The organism is Pseudomonas farsensis, assembly GCF_014268805.2.
GTDB lineage: Bacteria > Pseudomonadota > Gammaproteobacteria > Pseudomonadales > Pseudomonadaceae > Aquipseudomonas > Aquipseudomonas farsensis.
In genome coordinates, this window is record NZ_JABWRF020000002.1 from 187,629 (window position 1) to 205,921 (window position 18,293).

The 18,293-nt window shown below is 63.1% G+C and carries 14 protein-coding genes and 1 pseudogene; 4 read left to right on the forward strand and 11 right to left on the reverse strand.

Annotation, left to right across the window (positions count from 1 at the left end; translation table 11 throughout):
• Positions 1–36: 36 nt before the first annotated feature.
• The 4 genes from hutH to hutC all read right to left on the reverse strand — a co-directional run bounded on the left by hutH (position 37) and on the right by hutC (position 4,806).
• Complete coding sequence (gene hutH / locus HU719_RS10275; protein WP_186520778.1) at positions 37–1,569, reverse strand: histidine ammonia-lyase; 1,533 nt, start codon at positions 1,567–1,569, stop codon at positions 37–39.
• Positions 1,570–1,654: 85 nt separating this feature from the next.
• The gene (hutU, locus tag HU719_RS10280) at positions 1,655–3,328 is read right to left on the reverse strand and encodes a urocanate hydratase (protein ID WP_186536703.1); all 1,674 of its coding nucleotides are present in this window, start codon (positions 3,326–3,328) and stop codon (positions 1,655–1,657) included.
• A 198-nt stretch (positions 3,329–3,526) separates the two neighbouring features.
• Entirely contained in the window at positions 3,527–4,099 is a 573-nt protein-coding gene (locus tag HU719_RS10285) for a HutD/Ves family protein (RefSeq protein WP_186536702.1), read from the reverse strand.
• Positions 4,096–4,806: a histidine utilization transcriptional repressor HutC gene (hutC, locus tag HU719_RS10290; protein ID WP_186536708.1), complete on the reverse strand. Its 711-nt coding sequence runs from the start codon at positions 4,804–4,806 to the stop codon at positions 4,096–4,098. The genes HU719_RS10285 and hutC overlap by 4 nt, the downstream gene beginning before the upstream one ends.
• 145 nt (positions 4,807–4,951) lie before the next feature.
• Here hutC and HU719_RS10295 point away from each other — a divergent pair, with 145 nt between their 5' ends.
• Complete coding sequence (locus HU719_RS10295; protein ID WP_186536701.1) at positions 4,952–6,316, forward strand: formimidoylglutamate deiminase; 1,365 nt, start codon at positions 4,952–4,954, stop codon at positions 6,314–6,316.
• A 187-nt stretch (positions 6,317–6,503) separates the two neighbouring features.
• Here the strand turns inward: HU719_RS10295 and HU719_RS10300 are convergent, their stop codons facing one another.
• On the reverse strand, positions 6,504–7,076 hold the full coding sequence (locus HU719_RS10300) for a lipocalin family protein (protein ID WP_186520774.1): 573 nt from the start codon (positions 7,074–7,076) through the stop codon (positions 6,504–6,506).
• The gene (bamE, locus tag HU719_RS10305; protein ID WP_186520773.1) at positions 7,073–7,327 is read right to left on the reverse strand and encodes an outer membrane protein assembly factor BamE domain-containing protein; all 255 of its coding nucleotides are present in this window, start codon (positions 7,325–7,327) and stop codon (positions 7,073–7,075) included. The genes HU719_RS10300 and bamE overlap by 4 nt, the downstream gene beginning before the upstream one ends.
• A 202-nt stretch (positions 7,328–7,529) precedes the next feature.
• Between bamE and HU719_RS23890 the strand changes: the two are divergent.
• Both HU719_RS23890 and HU719_RS23895 read left to right on the forward strand, forming a co-directional pair.
• Positions 7,530–8,567 (forward strand): annotated as a pseudogene (locus tag HU719_RS23890) (HAMP domain-containing protein); the annotation flags it as partial.
• A 129-nt stretch (positions 8,568–8,696) separates the two neighbouring features.
• A complete protein-coding gene (locus HU719_RS23895) occupies positions 8,697–9,422 on the forward strand; it encodes a methyl-accepting chemotaxis protein (protein ID WP_424804415.1) in 726 nt (241 codons plus the stop codon).
• A 117-nt stretch (positions 9,423–9,539) separates the two neighbouring features.
• Here the strand turns inward: HU719_RS23895 and HU719_RS10315 are convergent, their stop codons facing one another.
• The 3 genes from HU719_RS10315 to HU719_RS10325 all read right to left on the reverse strand — a co-directional run bounded on the left by HU719_RS10315 (position 9,540) and on the right by HU719_RS10325 (position 13,818).
• Complete coding sequence (locus HU719_RS10315; RefSeq protein ID WP_186520771.1) at positions 9,540–10,136, reverse strand: DUF924 family protein; 597 nt, start codon at positions 10,134–10,136, stop codon at positions 9,540–9,542.
• Positions 10,137–10,139: 3 nt separating this feature from the next.
• Positions 10,140–11,150: a class 1 fructose-bisphosphatase gene (locus tag HU719_RS10320; protein WP_186520770.1), complete on the reverse strand. Its 1,011-nt coding sequence runs from the start codon at positions 11,148–11,150 to the stop codon at positions 10,140–10,142.
• Between the two features lie 202 nt (positions 11,151–11,352).
• The gene (locus HU719_RS10325; RefSeq protein ID WP_186536699.1) at positions 11,353–13,818 is read right to left on the reverse strand and encodes a glycogen/starch/alpha-glucan phosphorylase; all 2,466 of its coding nucleotides are present in this window, start codon (positions 13,816–13,818) and stop codon (positions 11,353–11,355) included.
• A 186-nt stretch (positions 13,819–14,004) separates the two neighbouring features.
• Here HU719_RS10325 and HU719_RS10330 point away from each other — a divergent pair, with 186 nt between their 5' ends.
• Positions 14,005–14,409: a YkgJ family cysteine cluster protein gene (locus HU719_RS10330; RefSeq protein WP_186520768.1), complete on the forward strand. Its 405-nt coding sequence runs from the start codon at positions 14,005–14,007 to the stop codon at positions 14,407–14,409.
• A 283-nt stretch (positions 14,410–14,692) separates the two neighbouring features.
• Here the strand turns inward: HU719_RS10330 and typA are convergent, their stop codons facing one another.
• Positions 14,693–16,516, reverse strand: a complete 1,824-nt coding sequence (gene typA, locus HU719_RS10335) for a translational GTPase TypA (protein WP_186520767.1) — start codon at positions 16,514–16,516, stop codon at positions 14,693–14,695.
• Between the two features lie 126 nt (positions 16,517–16,642).
• Positions 16,643–18,097: a tRNA uracil 4-sulfurtransferase ThiI gene (gene thiI, locus HU719_RS10340; protein ID WP_186536698.1), complete on the reverse strand. Its 1,455-nt coding sequence runs from the start codon at positions 18,095–18,097 to the stop codon at positions 16,643–16,645.
• Between the last annotated feature and the right edge of the window lie 196 nt (positions 18,098–18,293).

Sequence of the window (18,293 nt, forward strand, 5' to 3'; positions counted from 1 at the left end):
CCACAAAGGAAACGAGGTTGCCCCGCAGTTGGGGTGTCACAGGCTAGGCAGAACCCCGGCTGGGAGCAGCCCGGTCAGTGTGCCTTTGGCCAGCAGCGCGACGGCCGCCTCGATGTCGGGGGCAAAGAACCGGTCACGGTCGTAGTGCGGCACTTCGCGGCGCAGCGCCTGGCGCGCCTGCTCAAGCTTGGCCGAGGTTTTCAGGCCTTTGCGCAGGTCCAGCCCCTGGCAGGCGCCGAGCCACTCGATGGCGATGACGCCACGGGTGTTCTCGGCCATTTCCCACAGGCGTTTGCCGGCGGCAGGCGCCATGGACACGTGGTCTTCCTGGTTGGCCGAGGTCGGCAGGCTGTCGACGCTGTGCGGGTGCGACAGCGCCTTGTTTTCGCTGGCAAGCGCGGCGGCGGTGACCTGGGCGATCATGAAGCCGGAGTTGACCCCGCCGTTTTCTACCAGGAACGGCGGCAGTTGCGACATGTGCTTGTCCATCATCAGCGAGATGCGGCGTTCGCTCAGCGAGCCGATTTCGGCAATGGCCAGGGCCAGGTTGTCGGCAGCCATGGCCACAGGCTCTGCGTGGAAGTTGCCGCCAGACACCACATCACCCTCGGCGGCAAACACCAGCGGGTTGTCCGACACGGCGTTGGCTTCGACACCCAGCACTTCGGCGGCCTGGCGCAGCTGGGTCAGGCATGCGCCCATGACCTGTGGCTGGCAGCGCAGCGAGTACGGGTCTTGCACTTTGTCGCAGTTCTTGTGCGACTGCGATACTTCGCTGGAGTCGCCCAGCAGGTCGCGGAAGCACGCCGCAGTGTCGATCTGCCCGCGCTGGCCACGCACTTCATGGATGCGCGCATCGAACGGCGAACGCGAACCCAGCGCGGCTTCCACGCTCAGGGCGCCACAGGTGATGGCCGCCGCGTACAGGTCTTCGCCGTGGAACAACCCGCGCAGCGCGTAGGCGGTGGACGCCTGGGTGCCGTTGAGCAGCGCCAGGCCTTCCTTGGCTGCCAGGGTCAGCGGCTCAAGCCCGGCCACTGCCAGTGCTTCGGTGGCGGGCAGCCACTGGCCCTGGTAGCGCGCCTTCCCTTCGCCGAGCAGCACCAGCGACATGTGCGCCAAGGGTGCGAGGTCGCCGGATGCGCCAACCGAGCCCTTGAGCGGAATATGCGGATACACCTGGGCATTGACCAGGCTGATCAGCGCCTCGATGACCTTGCGCCGGATCCCCGAGAAACCGCGGCTCAGGCTGTTGATCTTGAGCACCATGATCAGGCGCACCAGGTCGTCGTCCAGCGGCGCGCCAATACCGGCGGCGTGCGACAGCACCAGCGAGCGCTGCAGGTTTTCCAGGTCGTGGCTGGCAATGCGGGTCGAGGCCAGCAGGCCGAAACCTGTATTGATGCCGTAGGCGGTACGGTCTTCGGCGATGATCTTTTCGACGCAGGCAACGCTTGCCTCGATGGCCGGCGCTGCGCTGGCATCCAACTGCAGGCGCACGGGCCCGGCATGGATGGCACGCAATTGGGCCAGGGTCAGGGTGCCGGGCTTGAGGGTCAGTTCGGTCACTTCGCTACTCCATTCGCTGGGGCCCGCAGGCCCCTTCTTGTTATTAAGTATCACCCGTTCAGGGGTGCGAACCAAAGCGCGGCAATCAGCCGGTGATCATCGGCAGGTCCAGGCCCTGCTCCTTGGCGCATTCGATGGCGATGTCGTAGCCGGCATCGGCGTGACGCATGACGCCGGTGCCTGGGTCGTTGGTCAGTACGCGGGCGATGCGCGCGGCAGCCTCGTCGGTACCGTCACAGACGATGACCATGCCGGAGTGCTGGGAGAAGCCCATGCCCACGCCGCCGCCGTGATGCAGCGATACCCAGGTGGCGCCGCCTGCGGTGTTCAGCAGGGCATTGAGCAGCGGCCAGTCGGACACTGCATCGGAGCCATCACGCATGGCTTCGGTTTCGCGGTTGGGGCTCGATACCGAACCTGAGTCCAGGTGGTCGCGGCCGATGACAACAGGCGCCGACAGCTCGCCGCTGCGGACCATTTCGTTGAAGGCCAGGCCCAGCTTGGCGCGCAGGCCCAGGCCGACCCAGCAGATACGTGCCGGCAGGCCTTGGAAGGCGATGCGTTCGCGGGCCATGTCCAGCCAGCGGTGCAGGTGGGCGTCGTCAGGGATCAGCTCTTTGACCTTGGCGTCGGTCTTGTAGATGTCCTCGGCCTCACCCGACAGCGCCGCCCAACGGAACGGGCCAACCCCACGGCAGAACAGCGGGCGGATGTAGGCCGGCACGAAGCCTGGGAAGTCGAAGGCATTGGCAACGCCCTCTTCCTTGGCCATCTGGCGGATGTTGTTGCCGTAGTCGAAGGTCGGGATGCCTTGTTTCTGGAAGTCGAGCATGGCTTGTACGTGCACGGCCATCGACTGCTTGGCCGCCTTGACCACGCCAGCCGGGTCGGTCTGCGCACGGTCGCGGTACTGTTCCCAGGTCCAGCCAGCAGGCAGGTAGCCATTGAGCGGGTCGTGGGCGCTGGTCTGGTCGGTGACCATGTCCGGGCGCACACCCCGCTTGACCAGCTCGGGCAGAATTTCGGCGGCGTTGCCGTGCAGGGCGATGGAGATGGCCTTGCCTTCGGCGGTGTATTTGGCGATGCGCACCAGGGCGTCATCCAGGTCGCTGGCCTGCTCGTCGACGTAGCGGGTCTGCAGGCGGAAGTCGATGCGGCTCTGTTGGCATTCGATGTTCAGCGAGCAAGCACCGGCCAAGGTTGCGGCCAGTGGCTGCGCGCCGCCCATGCCGCCCAGGCCTGCAGTGAGTACCCACTTGCCTTTGAGGCTGCCGTTGTAGTGCTGGCGGCCGGCCTCGACGAAGGTTTCGTAGGTGCCTTGGACGATGCCTTGGCTGCCGATGTAGATCCAGCTGCCGGCGGTCATCTGGCCGTACATGGCCAGGCCCTTGGCATCCAGCTCGTTGAAGTGCTCCCAGCTGGCCCAATGCGGCACCAGGTTGGAGTTGGCGATCAGCACGCGCGGGGCGTTGCTGTGGGTCTTGAATACGCCGACCGGCTTGCCCGACTGCACCAGCAGGGTTTCGTCGTCTTCAAGGCGGGTCAGGGTTTCGACGATCTTGTCGTAGCACTCCCAGTTGCGCGCTGCCCGGCCGATGCCGCCGTAGACCACCAGTTCCTTGGGGTTCTCGGCGACCTGTGGGTCGAGGTTGTTCATCAGCATGCGCAGCGGCGCTTCGGTCAGCCAGCTTTTGGCGGTCAGCTTGTTGCCACGCGGGGCACGGATTTCTACGTCACGGTATTTGTTGTTGTCAGTCACGGGGAAGGTCCTTGGCGGTCATCCGACGGCAGGTGTGTGTGTGTCGATGGCGCTATACAAACACACCTTTACTTGTATGTACAAGCATGGACAACCAAAATACCGAGCAAAAAAAATCGCGGGGCAAGCCCGCTCCCACAAAAGCAGCTTTCATGCATCTGTGGGAGCGGGCTTGCCCCGCGATCAGCTGTGCCAGGTTTAACGCGGCATCAATTCAATCAGGCAAAAACGCCCCTGCACATCCAGCTCCAGCAACCCTGGGTTGCCATCCAGTCGCAGGCAGTCATAGCGCCCCAACTGCTGCGCCGGCTGCCCCGCCATAGCCACCTCGGCATGGTTGCTGGCAGCAAACACCAGCAGCGTCGGCGCCGAGCTGAACAGCCGGTGGCTGCCATCCAGCCATTGCAACCGGGCGCTGTAGCGCTGCGGCGAGTAGATCAGGTTGAAGTCGCGAATCGGCCCGCCCAGCAGCTTGCAACTGACCTGGCTGTGGCCATCGAAGGCGAAGGCATCGAACGGCAACAGCGGCCGACTGGCCTGGCCATCGACCAACAGGCGCATGCCATCGCCTTGCAGCACGGTGATGATCCGCTCATAGCCGGCGAAGGTCGAAAAACCGCCGGACTCTTCAATATCGGCGATCGACAGGCGCCAGCCGAAGCCGTCCAGGCTGTCGCCGCCATCGCGGGTGATCTCTTCGGTGAAACCGCCGCCGTTCTTCCACGGCATGCGCGGGTAGGTGTCGGCGCGCAACAGCTGCAACTGGCTCATTTGCTGAAACGTCCTTCCAGGCGGTGGCGCGAACCTGGGTGAATCAGGCGTGCGGCGGTCACCGGCTGGCGGCCCGACCAGGTGCGGCGGCGAATCAGCAGGCACGGCTCGCCGGGCTCGATTTGCAGCAGGCGGCACTCATCGGGCTCGGCGAGGATCGCCTCGACCACGTGCTCGCCTTCGGTCAGTGGCGCAACCCGCGACAGGTACTCATAGGGTGTTTGCCGGGTGAAATCCTGGCGCAGGTAATCCGGGGCAATGGCCGCGTTGACGTAGCGGTCCTCGATCTGCACCGGCACGCCGTTTTCGTAATGCACGATCAGCGAATGGAACACCCGCTGGCCTTCGCGCATGTCCAGCGCTAGCGCCCGCTCGGAACCTGCGGCCTCTTCGACCAGGGTGATCACCTGGCAGCTATGCTGATGGCCGCGGCTGGCGATCTCGTCGGCGATGTTGTTGACCTCGAACAGCGCCGAGCGGCTCTTGGGCTCGGCGACGAAGGTGCCCACGCCCTGCATGCGCACCAGCAGGCCTTCGGCGGTCAGCTCGCGCAGCGCACGGTTGATGGTCATGCGGCTGAAACCCAGCTCGGCAACCAGCTCGCTCTCCGAGGGCACCCGGTGATGCGGCGGCCAACTGCCGTTCTCGATCTGCTGGATGATCATCTGCTTCACCCGGGCATAGAGCGGCGCCGGGCCTTCGCCCATCTGGGCAACCAGCGCGGAGACAGGTTGTGTCGGCACGGCGTTGAGTCCTTGTGCGGTTGGAGTGGGCGGTAGCTTGCCGGAGTTTACCCGGCAGGCAAACGGCTGTATATGTATATACAAGTCAGACAATAACAGGAATTCACTGATGCCCGCCTATTTTGCCGAACGCGCCCTGCTGCCCACGGGCTGGGCCCGCAACGTCCGCCTTGAGGTCGGGGCCGATGGCCTGCTGGCGTCGATCAGCGCAGGCGCCAGCGCCGAGGGTGCCGAACACGTGGCCGGGCCGCTGCTGCCGGGCATGCCAAACCTGCACTCGCATGCGTTCCAGCGGGCCATGGCCGGGCTGGCAGAAGTGGTCGGCAACCCCAACGACAGTTTCTGGACCTGGCGCGAACTGATGTACCGCCTGGCAGGCTCGGTAACCCCTGCGCAACTGCAGGTGATCGCCCGTCAGTTGTACATCGAGATGCTCAAGGCCGGCTACACCTCGGTGGCAGAGTTCCATTACGTGCACCACGACCACGATGGGCGCCGCTACGCCGACCCTGCCGAGCTGTCGTTGCGCATCAGCGCGGCTGCTGCGGCCACCGGGATCGGCCTGACCCTGTTGCCGGTGCTCTACAGCCACGCAGGTTTTGGCGGCCAGCCGCCAAGTGAGGGACAGCGGCGTTTCATCAACTCAACCGAGCACTACCTGCGCTTGCAGCAGCAACTGGCGCCGCTGTTGGCGGCGCAGCCTGCGCAGCGCCTGGGGCTGTGTTTTCACTCGCTGCGGGCGGTCACCCCTGAACAGATCGCCGAGGTACTCGGCGCCAGCGACGCTCACTGCCCGGTGCACATCCATATTGCCGAGCAGCAGAAAGAGGTCGACGACTGCCTGGCCTGGAGCGGCCTGCGCCCGTTGCAGTGGTTGTACCGGCACGCCGATGTGGACGCGCGCTGGTGCCTGGTGCACGCCACCCACGCCCAACCCGATGAAGTGGCGGCCATGGCCCGCAGCGGCGCGGTGGCCGGCTTGTGCCTGACCACCGAGGCCAACCTGGGTGACGGGATCTTCCCCGCGGTCGACTACCTGGCCCAGGGCGGGCGCATGGGCATTGGTTCGGACAGCCATGTGTCGCTGAGTGTGGTCGAGGAACTGCGCTGGCTGGAGTATGGCCAGCGCCTGCGTGATCAACGGCGTAACCGGTTGTATCGCGGCGACCAGCCGATGGTTGGGCGCACGCTGTATGACGCAGCGTTACAGGGCGGTGCCCAGGCGTTGGGGCAGCCGGTGGGCGAGTTGGCGGTGGGCAAGCGTGCCGACTGGCTGGTGCTCGATGGGCGTGACCCGTACCTGGCGGTGGCCGAGGAGGATGCCATTCTCAACCGCTGGCTGTTCGCCGGCGGGGATCGCCAGGTGCGCGATGTGATGGTCAACGGTCAATGGGTAGTGCGTCAGGGGCGGCACAACCTGGAAGAAGAGAGTGCGCTGGCGTTTGCCGAGGTGTTGCGCCAGCTGCTGGGTTAGCCCATAGGCGTCAAAATCGCGGCTGGGCTCAGTCTCTGTAGGAGCGGCCTTGTGTCGCGAAAGGGCTGCGTAGCTGCCCCGGCGATCTCAGGGTGATGCAAATCTTGGGGGCGCTTCGCACCCCTTTCGCGACACAAGGCCGCTCCTACACGGGACCGTGCCTCCCTTGAACTCGACGTGGGCACGGCTAGTGACGAGCAACAATCTCGCGGTCTGGCGTGCGCCAGATCAGCCGGCTGGTGTCGTAGCCCTGCTGGCGCGCCTTGGACATCAAGCTCTCGCGTTCCCAGGCCGGCAGCGCCGGATTGCGCGCCAGAATCCACAGGTACTTGCGGTCGGGGCTGCCGACAATCGCGGTGCGGTAGCGCTCGTCCACGTAGAGAATCCAGTAATCACCCTTGGCCACGCCCGGTACCAGGCGGGTGAACCAGTTGTCGAACTCGACCCACAACTTGTCCGTGTGCCCGGCTTGCTGCGCGGTGGCATGGCCTTCGGCGCGCAGCCATTCATCACCCAGGGTGCGGCAGCGGTTGAGCACACCGACAGTGCCGTCAGGCTTGAGGTTGTAGTGGGCCTCGGACTGGGCGCAGCCGTCCTGGTACTTCATCGGCAGGCGCGCCAGCTCGAACCATTTGCCCTGGTAACGCTTGAGGTCGACCGCACCTGCGGTCTTCGGCGCCAGCGGGTCGGTGGCAGAGGTGGCGCAGCCACCCAGCAGCATCACCAGGCACACGCCGAGCAGCAGGTGCAAACGCCTCATTTGAGGCCCTGCCCGGAGTACATCAACACTTTGTCAGCGGCGTACTGCACGCTGATGAACGCCTTCTCGTCACCCCAGGTGCAGCTGCTCATGCCCAACGCGCCAGAACACTCGGTAGGCTTGCCCAGCAGTTGCTCGACCTCGGCTTTGTTCATGCCGGCCTTGAGCCTGGAATAGTTTTCCTGGTTGACCTTGCTGCAGGCAGTCAACACGACGCACAGCGTCAACAGGGCGAGGGAACGCAACGACATGACGGGACACTCCTGAAGATGAACACGCAGGCGAGAAAGCCTGCAGGGGGCTTAGAAGGAAAAAAGGGTCCGTGGTTCCGTGCCGACGGTGCTTTTCGTCGGCCGGTGTCTGGAATGCGGTGTTGCGGACAACTAAACAGTCGTAAAGGGTATGGCCCTCTGCCACACTCGCCTGTCCTCTGGGGTGCGTAGATTTCTCAAGATGACCAAGACTCTGAAGTTCAGCCACAAGATCCTTTTGGCCGCAGCACTCGTGGTAGCAGCCGCGTTCACCTGCTTCGTGCTGTACAACGATTACCGCCAACGCCAGTCCCTGCGCAGCGATACCCAGACCACGCTGCAGGACCTGGGCAGCCTCACGGCCGGCAACATCCGCAACTGGCTCGACAGCCGTATCCAGTTGCTAGACAGCGTGGCGCAGCAGGTCGCTGTCGATGGCCCCAGCAAGGCCAGCCTGGACCGCAGCCTGGCGCTGCCGGTATATGCCAGCAACTTCATGCTCACCTACTTCGGCGCGAAGGATGGCCGCATGCAGTCGGTACCTGCCGGCAACCGCGCAGCCGACTACGACCCGCGTGCCCGCGGCTGGTACAAGGCCGCCACCGCCGCAGGCCAGACCATCGTCACCGAGCCGTACATCTCGGCCTCGGCAGGCAAGCTGGTGATCACCCTGGCAACCCCGGTGCAACAGGCCGGCAGCCTGGCCGGCGTGGCCGGCGTCGACACCGACCTGCAAACCATCAGCAAGCTGATCAATACCTTGGACTTCGATGGCCACGGCCATGCGTTCATCGTCAATGGCGAAGGCAAGATCCTCATCCACCCCAACGCCGAGCTGGCCCTCAAGACCCTCACCGACGTCTACCCCGGCACTACGCCGAGCATTGGCAGCGGGCTGAAGGAAGTGGAGGTGGATGGCCACAAGCAGTTCATCAGCTTCACCCATATCGACGGTGTGCCCTCGGCGGACTGGTACGTCGCGCTGGTGCTCGACCAGGACGCCGCGTTCGCCATGCTCGGCGAGCTGCGCACCTCCGCATTGGTGGCCACGCTGATTGCGATTCTGGTGATCATCGGCCTGCTGAGCGTGCTGATCCGCGTGCTGATGGAGCCATTGCACGTGATGGGGCGCGCCATGCATGACATCGCCGAGGGCGAAGGCGATCTGACCCGGCGCCTGAAAATCCACGCCCAGGACGAGTTCGGCAGCCTTGCGCAGTCGTTCAACCGCTTTGTCGAACGTATCCACGAGTCGATCCGCGAGGTGTCCTCGGCCACCGGCCAGGTCAATAGCGTCGCCGGCCAGGTGGTCAGCGCATCGAATGCCTCGATCATCAACGCCGACCAGCAGTCCGAGCGCACCAGCAGCGTGGCAGCAGCGATCAACCAGCTTGGCGCCGCGGCCCAGGAGATCGCCCAGAACGCCGCCCTCGCCTCGCAGCATTCAAGCGCCGCGCGCGGCCTTGCCAGCGAAGGCCAGCAGGTGGTGGGCGAAACCATCGAGGTGATGAACCAGCTGTCGGCGCGCATCAGCGATGCCAGCGGCAACATTGAGACGCTGAACAATCACACCGCCAACATTGGGCAGATTCTCGATGTGATCAGCGGCATTTCCCAGCAGACCAACCTGCTGGCGCTGAACGCGGCTATTGAAGCCGCGCGCGCCGGTGAGGCAGGGCGCGGCTTTGCCGTGGTGGCTGACGAAGTGCGTAACCTGGCCCATCGCACCCAGGAGTCGGCGCAGCAGGTGCAGAGCTTGATCGAGGAGCTGCAGGCCGGTGCGCAGATGGCCGTGAGCACCATGAACCAGAGCAAGCAGCACAGTGACCGCAGCGTGGGCATTGCCAACCAGGCCGGTGAGCGCCTGGGCAGCGTTACCCAGCGCATTGGCGAGATCGACGGCATGAACCAGTCGGTGGCGACCGCGACCGAAGAGCAGACGGCTGTGGTCGAGTCGATCAATGTCGACATTACCGAGATCAATACGCTGAATCAGGAAGGGGTGCACAACCTGCAGAGCACCTTGCGTGCCTGCACCGACCTTGAGCGCCAGGTGGAGCGGTTGAAGCATCTGGTGGGGAGTTTCAGGATTTAAGATAGCCGGGGCCGCGTTGCGGCCCTTTCGCGGCACAAGGCCACTCCTACAGGTAAACGTAGTCCCCTGTAGGAGCGGCCTTGTGCCGCGAAAGGCCTGCGCAGCAGGCCCAGCGCTTCAGAACCTGGACCCAGGCTCGAGCAAGAAGTCCATCTCTTCGCTGGTACTCGGCCTGTCCAGTACCAGATTACGCTGCGGGAAGCGGCCAAACCGGGCAATCACCCGCTGGTGCTGCTCGGCGTAATCCAGGAAACCTTCGAACAACCGGCGGCTAGCCTCGGGCTGCTCATCGAGCAACGCCTGGTAACGCTCGATGCACTGGTTTTGCCAGTCGAGCACCTCGGCGTGCTCCAGCACCAGCAGCACAAACACCCGTTGAATCGGCAGCAACTGGAAATCCCAGCCTTTTTGCAGCCCCTGCATGGCCAGCACCTGCGCACGTCGGTCGCCTTCGAAGGCGCGCGGCGTGTCGCGGTAGATCATGCGCGGCAGCTGATCCAGCAGGATCAGCAACCCCAGCCAGCCTTGCGGGCTTTGCTGCCACTCATCGAGCCCGCCCGCCAGGGCTTGCTCGACGAGCTCGCCAAAGTGCGCCCGTGCTTCGTCGTCGTGGTGCTTGCCGAACCACAGCGTGTTCTTCTCGTCAGCCACGGCCTGGGCGTTTGCGCCCCAACCGAACCACCATTCCAACAACGGCTGCCAAGGTGCGAGCATGGGTTACTCCTTGTGGTAGGCGGTGACGCGCTCGACCTCTTCCTTCGAGCCGAGAATCACCGATACGCGCTGGTGCAGACCTTCAGGCTTGATGTCGAGGATACGCTGGTAGCCATCGGTGGACACACCACCGGCCTGTTCGATGATGAACGACATCGGGTTGGCTTCGTACATCAGGCGCAGCTTGCCTGGCTTGCTTGGGTCGCGGGCGTCACGCGGGTACATGAACAGGCCGCCACGGGTAAGGATGCGGTGCACATCGGCAACCATCGAGGCGATCCAGCGCATGTTGTAGTTTTTCTTCAACGGGCCGGTCTCGCCGGCCAGCAGCTCGCCGACGTAGCGCTGGATCGGGGCTTCCCAATGGCGCTGGTTGGACATGTTGATGGCGAACTCGGCGGTGCTTTCCGGCACGCGGATATTTTCGTGGGTGAGCACGAAGCTACCCAGCTCGCGGTCCAGGGTGAAGCCCTTGACGCCGTTGCCCAGGGTCAGGATCAGCATGGTCTGCGGGCCGTAGATGGCATAACCGGCGGCGACCTGCTCGGTACCTGGCTGCAGGAAGGCGTTTTCGTTGAGGGTTTCGTTCTGGCTCAGGTATTCGTTAGGGCAACGCAATACCGAGAAGATGGTGCCGACCGAGACGTTGACGTCGATGTTCGACGAGCCGTCGAGCGGGTCGAAGACCAGCAGGTAGGCGCCTTTAGGGTATTTGCCCGGGATCTGGTAGGCGTTGTCCATTTCTTCGGACGCCATGCCGGCCAGGTGGCCGCCCCACTCGTTGGCTTCGAGCAGGATGTCGTTGGAGATCACGTCGAGCTTTTTCTGCACTTCGCCCTGCACGTTTTCGGTGCCCATGCTGCCCAGTACGCCGCCGAGGGCACCTTTGGAAACGTGGTGGCTGATTTCCTTGCACGCACGCGCCACCACTTCGATCAGGAAGCGCAGATCGGCAGGGGTATTGTTGCTGCGGGTCTGCTCAATCAGATAGCGACTCAGGGTAACGCGGGACATGTAAGGCTCCGAAGGAAATAAGGGAGAAACAACCCCCGCAGTTTACAGGGAGAGTTGCAGGCTAGCGAGCAAAGAGACTCGCTTGAGGGGGTTAGGTTCAGCGCAGGCCCTGCCGATGGTCGCCAGAACAGACAATCGCGGGGCAAGCCCGCCCCTACGCAAACCCTGCGTGGGAGCGGGCTTGCCCCGCGATTTGTTCAGGCTAATCCAGCGCTTTCCAGATCTCGTTGGCGTATTCCCTGATGGTACGGTCCGAGGAGAACCAGCCCATGCGCGCGGTATTGAGCACCGCCATTCGCCACCACTGCTCGGGCGTATGCCACAGCTCTTCGACGCGGCGCTGGGCGTCCCAGTAGGCGTCGAAATCAGCGCACAACAGGAAGCGGTCATGGTCGACCAGGCCATCCACCAGCCCGGTATAACGCGACGGGTCGTCCGGCGAGAACACGCCGCTGCGAATGGCCTGCAGCACATCACCCAACCGGCTTGAGGCGGCAATCGCGGCACTGGCGCCAAAGTCGCCGGCCTTGCCGCGTGCGCCCACCTGCTGCGCCGTCAGACCGAAGATGAACATGTTGTCGGCGCCCACCTGCTCGCACATCTCGACGTTGGCGCCATCGAGGGTGCCGATGGTCAGCGCGCCATTGAGCCCGAACTTCATGTTGCTGGTACCCGATGCCTCGTAGCCGGCGGTGGAGATTTGTTCGGACAGGTCCGCCGCCGGGATGATGCTCTCGGCCAGGCTGACGTTGTAGTTGGGCAAGAACACCACTTTCAGCAGGCCGCGTACGGTCGGGTCGTTGTTGACCACCCGGGCGATGTCGTTGGTCAGCTTGATGATCAACTTGGCCTGGTGATAACTGGCCGCCGCCTTGCCGGCGAAAATCTTCACCCGCGGCGCCCAGGGGGTGCCCGGCTCGTTGCGAATGGCCTGGTACAGGGCCACGGTATGCAACAGGTTGAGCAGTTGGCGCTTGTACTCGTGGATGCGCTTGACCTGCACATCGAACAGCGCCTCGGGGTTTACCGTGACGCCGATGCGGTCCTGGATGATGCTCGCCAGAGCGCGCTTGCTGTGCAGGCGCTGGGCCGCGAACTGTTTGCGGAAGGCGGGCTTGTCGGCAAACGGTTCCAGCGCCTTGAGCTTGCCTTCGGGGTCGTCGAGCAAGTCGGCGCCCAACGCCTCCACCAGCATGGCAGTGAGCTGCGGGTTGGCCTGGTACAGCCAGCGGCGGAAGGTAATGCCGTTGGTCTTGTTGTTGATACGCTCGGGGTAAAGCTTGTGCAGCTCGGAGAACACCGTGCTCTTCATCAGCTTGCTGTGCAGCGCCGATACGCCGTTGACGCTGTGCGAGCCCAGAAACGCCAGGTTGCCCATGCGCACGCGGCGGCCGTTGTCTTCTTCGATCAGCGATACCGCGCGCAGCACATCGAAATCGTGCTGGCCTTTAGCCCGGAGCGCGTCGATATGGTAGGCGTTGATCAGGTAGATGATCTGCATGTGCCGGGGCAGCATGCGCTCCATCAGCGCCACCGGCCAGGTTTCCAGCGCCTCGGGCAGCAAGGTGTGGTTGGTGTAGGCCAGCGTGCCGACGGTCAGCTCCCAGGCGGTGTCCCACGGGATTTCGTGCTGGTCCACCAACAGGCGCATCAGCTCGGCCACGGCAATCGAGGGGTGGGTGTCGTTGAGCTGAATAGCCGCCGCGTCCGGCAGGTTGAGCAGGCTGTCGTGCATGTTCAGATGGCGGCGCAGCAAGTCCTGCAAGGACGCCGAAACGAAGAAGTACTCTTGGCGCAGGCGCAGTTCCTGGCCTGCCTCGGTGCTGTCTGCCGGGTACAGGACCCGCGAAATGCTCTCGGCACGGGCGACTTCGGCCACCGCGCCCAAATGGTCACCGGCGTTGAAGCGCTCCAGGTGCAGCTCTTCGAGCGCCCGGGCGCGCCACAGGCGCAAGGTATTGACGCTGGAGCCGCGCCAGCCCACCACCGGCGTGTCATAGGCCACCGCACGCACCGTCTCGCCGGGCGTCCACACCTGGCGTTGCTGGCCGTCGGGCTGGTGCACGGTTTCGACACTGCCGCCAAAGCTGATCGGGTAGATCACCTCGGCGCGCTCGAATTCCCAGGGGTTGCCGAAATCCAGCCAGTTTTCGGTCTGTTCCTGCTGCCAACCATCCACTATTGCCTGGCGGAACAGGCCGTGCTCGTAGCGAATGCCGTAACCGTGGGCGGCAATGCCCAAGGTCGACATGCTTTCCATGAAGCACGCGGCCAGCCGGCCCAGGCCGCCGTTACCCAGCGCAGCATCGGGTTCGAGCAGGCGAATACGCTCAAGGTCGACATCCAGCCCTTCCAAGGCTTCGCGAGCAATGTCGAGGTAACCGAGGTTACTGAGGCTGTCGTACAGCAGCCGGCCGATCAGAAATTCGAGCGAAAGGTAATACACCCGCTTTTGGCTACGGCGGTAAGCCTGGCGAGTGTGGTCCATCCAGTGATCGACCATATGGTCGCGGGCGGCCAGGGCGATGGCTTCGAACCAGTCGTGGTCGAAGGCGTGTTCGGGGTCCTTGCCGACCGCGTAGGTCAGTTTGGCCAGTACGGCGGCGCGAAAGTCCGCCACCTCTTCATGTCGAGCTTTGGCCTCACGGGCCTTGTTTTCCTGGGACATCCGGCATCCTCGGGCAAGTAGGCGAAAGCGCTGGGAGATTGTTCAGCCTAGACGCTCTGACACAGAGTGAAAGCGGCGGTTCGCGGTTTTCATCAAGTGAAGCGGAATCTGGCGAAAGGTTGTTCACAAATTGAACAACTCCGGTATCATCGCGCGCCCCCACCCGTGATACGCCCAGCCAAAAAAATGAAAACGACCCTGATTGCCGCCGCCGAAGTCGACCGCCTGGAGACCTGGCAGCGTTATGCCAGCCACATGTGCGGTGGCTGCCACTCCACCTGCTGCACCTTGCCGGTGGAGGTGAAGATCAAGGATCTGATCCGCATTGGTGTGGTGGATGAGTTCGAAAAAGACGAGCCGCCGAAGAACGTCGCCAAGCGTTTGCAGAAGGAAGGCATCATCGAACGCTTCAACCAGAAGTCAGGCATTTTCACCCTGACCCGGATGAGCAACGATGACTGCATGTACCTGGATCGCAAGAGCCGCTTGTGCACCATCTACGAAAAGCGCCCGGACACCTGCCGCAACCACCCCAAGATCGGGCCACGGCCTGGCTACTGCGCGTACAAGCCCAAGGTAGTCGGGCGCTAAGCGGCGGCCTGACCACCGCGGCGGGATCTCTGTAGGAGCGGCCTTGTGTCGCGAAAGGGCCGCGCAGCGGCCCCGGCGATTCTGCAAGAGGCCGAGATCCTGGGGCTGCTGCGCAGCCCATTCGCGACACAAGGCCGCTCCTACAGCGACCGAGCCAGGCACGCTGGCGATGCCAGACGCGACCCTTGTCGCGATGAGGCCGGCACAGACCGCACAAAACCCGCAGACAAAAAAACGCCCCCGGCCTTTCGACCGGGGGCGTTTTTATTCAGCCAACACTAACTTAGCTGTTTTTGGCTTTCTTGGCAGCGCGGGTACGCTCGCTTTCGTCCAGAATCTTCTTGCGAAGACGGATGGACTTCGGCGTGACTTCGCACAGCTCGTCTTCCTGGATGTATTCCAGAGCCTGTTCCAGGGTGAAGCGAACCGGCGGCACCAGGGCGATGACTTCGTCTTTACCCGAAGCACGCATGTTGTCGAGCTTCTTGCCCTTGGTAGGGTTGACGCCCAGGTCGTTGTCGCGGCTGTTCTGGCCGACGATCTGACCGTTGTAGATCTCTTGACCGTGCTCGACGAACAGCTTGCCACGCGCCTGCAGGGTTTCCAGCGAGTAGGTCAGTGCCTTGCCGGTTTCAACCGAAACCAGTACGCCGTTCTGACGGCCGGACATGTGGCCGGACTTCACGGTGTCGTAGCGGTCGAAGATCGAGGTCAGGATGCCTGCACCGTTGGTCAGGGTCAGGAACTGGTTACGGAAACCGATCAGACCACGGGCCGGGATGTTGTATTCCAGGCGCACACGGCCTTTGCCATCCGGGACCATGTTGGTCAGGTCGCCCTTACGCAGACCCATCTCTTCCATGACCTTGCCCTGGGATTCTTCAGGGATGTCGATGGTGACGTTTTCGAACGGTTCCTGCTTGACGCCATCCACTTCGCGGATGATCACTTCAGGACGACCCAGGGCCAGTTCGAAGCCTTCGCGACGCATGGTTTCGATCAGTACCGACAGGTGCAGCTCGCCACGGCCCGAGACCTTGAACTTGTCTGGGGAGTCGGTTTCTTCAACGCGCAGGGCAACGTTGTAGAGCAGCTCTTTGTCCAGACGGTCCTTGATGTTACGGCTGGTGACGAACTTGCCTTCCTTGCCGCAGAACGGCGAATCGTTGACCTGGAAGGTCATCGAAACGGTAGGCTCGTCGACGGTCAGCGGCTTCATTGCCTCGACGGCAGTCGGGTCGCACAGGGTGTCGGAGATGAACAGCTCGTCGAAACCGCTGATGCAGACGATGTCGCCAGCCTGGGCTTCTTCGACGTCTACACGGTGCAGGCCGTGGTGACCCATCAGCTTGAGGATACGGCCGTTACGCTTCTTGCCGTCGGCGTCGATGGCAACAACCGGGGTGTTCGGCTTGATGCGACCACGGGCGATACGGCCAACACCGATAACACCGAGGAAGCTGTTGTAGTCCAGTGCCGAGATTTGCATCTGGAACGGGCCGTCACGGTCAACAGCTGGCGCTGGAACGTGGTCGACGACAGCCTGGTACAGGGCAGTCATGTCTTCGCCCATGGCGGTGTGGTCCAGGCCGGCGATGCCGTTCAGGGCCGAGGCGTAGACAACCTGGAAGTCCAACTGCTCGTCGGTAGCGCCGAGGTTGTCGAACAGGTCGAAGATCTGGTCCAGAACCCAGTCAGGACGCGCGCCCGGACGGTCGACCTTGTTGATCACGACGATTGGCTTCAGGCCAGCTTCGAACGCCTTTTTGGTCACGAAGCGGGTTTGCGGCATAGGGCCGTCCTGGGCGTCGACCAGCAGCAGCACGGAGTCGACCATCGACATTACACGCTCAACCTCGCCACCGAAGTCGGCGTGGCCGGGGGTGTCGACGATGTTGATGTGGTAGCCGTTCCAGTTGATGGCGGTGTTTTTCGCCAGAATGGTAATACCGCGCTCTTTTTCCTGGTCGTTGGAGTCCATGACGCGCTCGTCGTTGAGCTCGTTACGCTCCAGAGTGCCGGACTGACGCAGGAGTTTGTCGACCAGGGTGGTTTTACCATGGTCAACGTGGGCGATGATGGCGATGTTACGCAGATTTTCGATCACAACTGTATCTCGATCAGAGGATTCGGTTGCCGCCAGTCTAGACGGCCAATATGAAGTTAAAAGGCTCAGCGGGCCCGGCGGTCGGGGGGGCGATGGCGGATGCTGCCGCCATAGAGCCCCGGCATCTTATGTCGGACGATAAACACGCACATTGGCATGTCCCTCACTGAGCAGATGGTGTGCGTGCAAACGGCTCATCACACCCTTGTCGCAATACAGCAGGTACTGCCGGTTGGCATCCAGCTGCTTGAATTTGCTGTTGATGGCATAGAACGGCATAGCCTGGACCTCGATGCCGTCGATGACCAGTGGCTGGTCTTCCTGGGCATCGGGGTGACGGATATCGATGACGATCTGGCCCGGCAATGCCTCGGCCACTTCTTCGATTTCAACGTCCTTGCCCAGCTCGTCGATCACATGGTCGATGGAGATCAGCCGCGCGCGCTCCAGGGCGCGCTCGAGCACGGCCATGTCGAACTGCTTCTCTTCATGCTCCATGCGGTGGCGCTTGGCATGGGTGGTCGGGTTTACCGAGATCACGCCGCAGTACTCAGGCATGTGCTTGGCGAAGTCGGCGGTGCCGATTTCGGTGGCCTGGTCGATGATGTCCTGCTTGTGGCTGGCCAGCAGCGGGCGCAGCACCAGCTTGTCGGTGGCCGAGTCGATGATCGACAGGTTCGGCAAAGTCTGGCTGGACACCTGGGAAATCGCCTCGCCGGTGACCAGCGCGTCGATCTGCAGGCGGTCGGCCATATGTGCGGCGCCGCGCAGCATCATGCGCTTGAGCGTCACGCCCATGTAGCTGTTGTCGACCTTGTTGAGAATCTCGCCGACCACTTCTTCGAACGGCACGCTGATAAACAGCACGCGCTGGCTGCTGCCGTATTTTTTCCACAGGAAGTGCGCCACTTCCATCACGCCCAGCTCGTGGGCACGGCCGCCAAGGTTGAAGAAGCAGAAGTGGGTCATCAGGCCGCGACGCATCATCTGGTAGGCCGCCACGGTGGAGTCGAAGCCGCCGGACATCAGCACCAGCGTCTGCTCCAGGGCGCCCAGCGGGTAGCCGCCAATGCCCTGGTGCTGGTTGTGAATCACGTACAGGCGCTGGTTGCGGATTTCGATACGCACCAGCACTTCGGGCTTCTTCAGCTCGATACCGGCGGCGCCGCACTGCTGGCGCAACTGGCTGCCAACGTAGCGGTCGACGTCCATCGAGGTGAAGTCGTGGTGGCCACCCCGCTTGCACCGCACGGCAAAGTGCTTGCCGGCCAACAGGTGGCCGAAGTGCTGCTTGCACTTGGCAACGATGTCGTCGAAGTCGCCCAGCGGGTACTCCTCGACCTGCAGGAAGTGGGTGATACCCGGGGTGCAGGTAAGGCGTTCGATGATCTCGCGCTGAACCTTTTCGTCCTCGATGCGGGTGACCACCTCGAGATTGTCCCAGACACCATCAACCACGAGCTCAGGATCGAGGTCCTTGAGCACGTTGCGGATGTTCTTGCCGAGCTGGCGGATGAAGCGCTTGCGCACCGGCCGGCTCTTGATGGTGATCTCTGGGAAGACTTTGACGATAAGTTTCATTGGGTTAACAGCGCGCGCAGGGCCTGCCGAAAATGAGGGGCGCGAATTATATCGGAAATTGCTCAGGTTTTGAGCAGTTTTTGAACGCTGGCGTCGAATTATCTTGGCTTTACCGGCCTCATCGCGGGGCAAGCCCGCTCCCACAAGGGTCGGCTGGCCTCAAGGAGTTGGACACCTATTCAATTCCTTGGGAGCC

What these genes read in the sequence shown, in the direction of transcription:
- HU719_RS10330 (WP_186520768.1), top strand. Translation starts at nt 14,005, where the DNA reads ATGAAAACGACCCTGATTGCCGCCGCCGAAGTCGACCGCCTGGAGACC.
- bamE (WP_186520773.1), bottom strand. Translation starts at nt 7,327, where the DNA reads ATGTCGTTGCGTTCCCTCGCCCTGTTGACGCTGTGCGTCGTGTTGACT.
- HU719_RS10295 (WP_186536701.1), top strand. Translation starts at nt 4,952, where the DNA reads ATGCCCGCCTATTTTGCCGAACGCGCCCTGCTGCCCACGGGCTGGGCC.
- HU719_RS10320 (WP_186520770.1), bottom strand. Translation starts at nt 11,150, where the DNA reads ATGTCCCGCGTTACCCTGAGTCGCTATCTGATTGAGCAGACCCGCAGC.
- HU719_RS10300 (WP_186520774.1), bottom strand. Translation starts at nt 7,076, where the DNA reads ATGAGGCGTTTGCACCTGCTGCTCGGCGTGTGCCTGGTGATGCTGCTG.
- HU719_RS10325 (WP_186536699.1), bottom strand. Translation starts at nt 13,818, where the DNA reads ATGTCCCAGGAAAACAAGGCCCGTGAGGCCAAAGCTCGACATGAAGAG.
- thiI (WP_186536698.1), bottom strand. Translation starts at nt 18,097, where the DNA reads ATGAAACTTATCGTCAAAGTCTTCCCAGAGATCACCATCAAGAGCCGG.
- HU719_RS10315 (WP_186520771.1), bottom strand. Translation starts at nt 10,136, where the DNA reads ATGCTCGCACCTTGGCAGCCGTTGTTGGAATGGTGGTTCGGTTGGGGC.
- HU719_RS10285 (WP_186536702.1), bottom strand. Translation starts at nt 4,099, where the DNA reads ATGAGCCAGTTGCAGCTGTTGCGCGCCGACACCTACCCGCGCATGCCG.
- hutC (WP_186536708.1), bottom strand. Translation starts at nt 4,806, where the DNA reads ATGGGCGAAGGCCCGGCGCCGCTCTATGCCCGGGTGAAGCAGATGATC.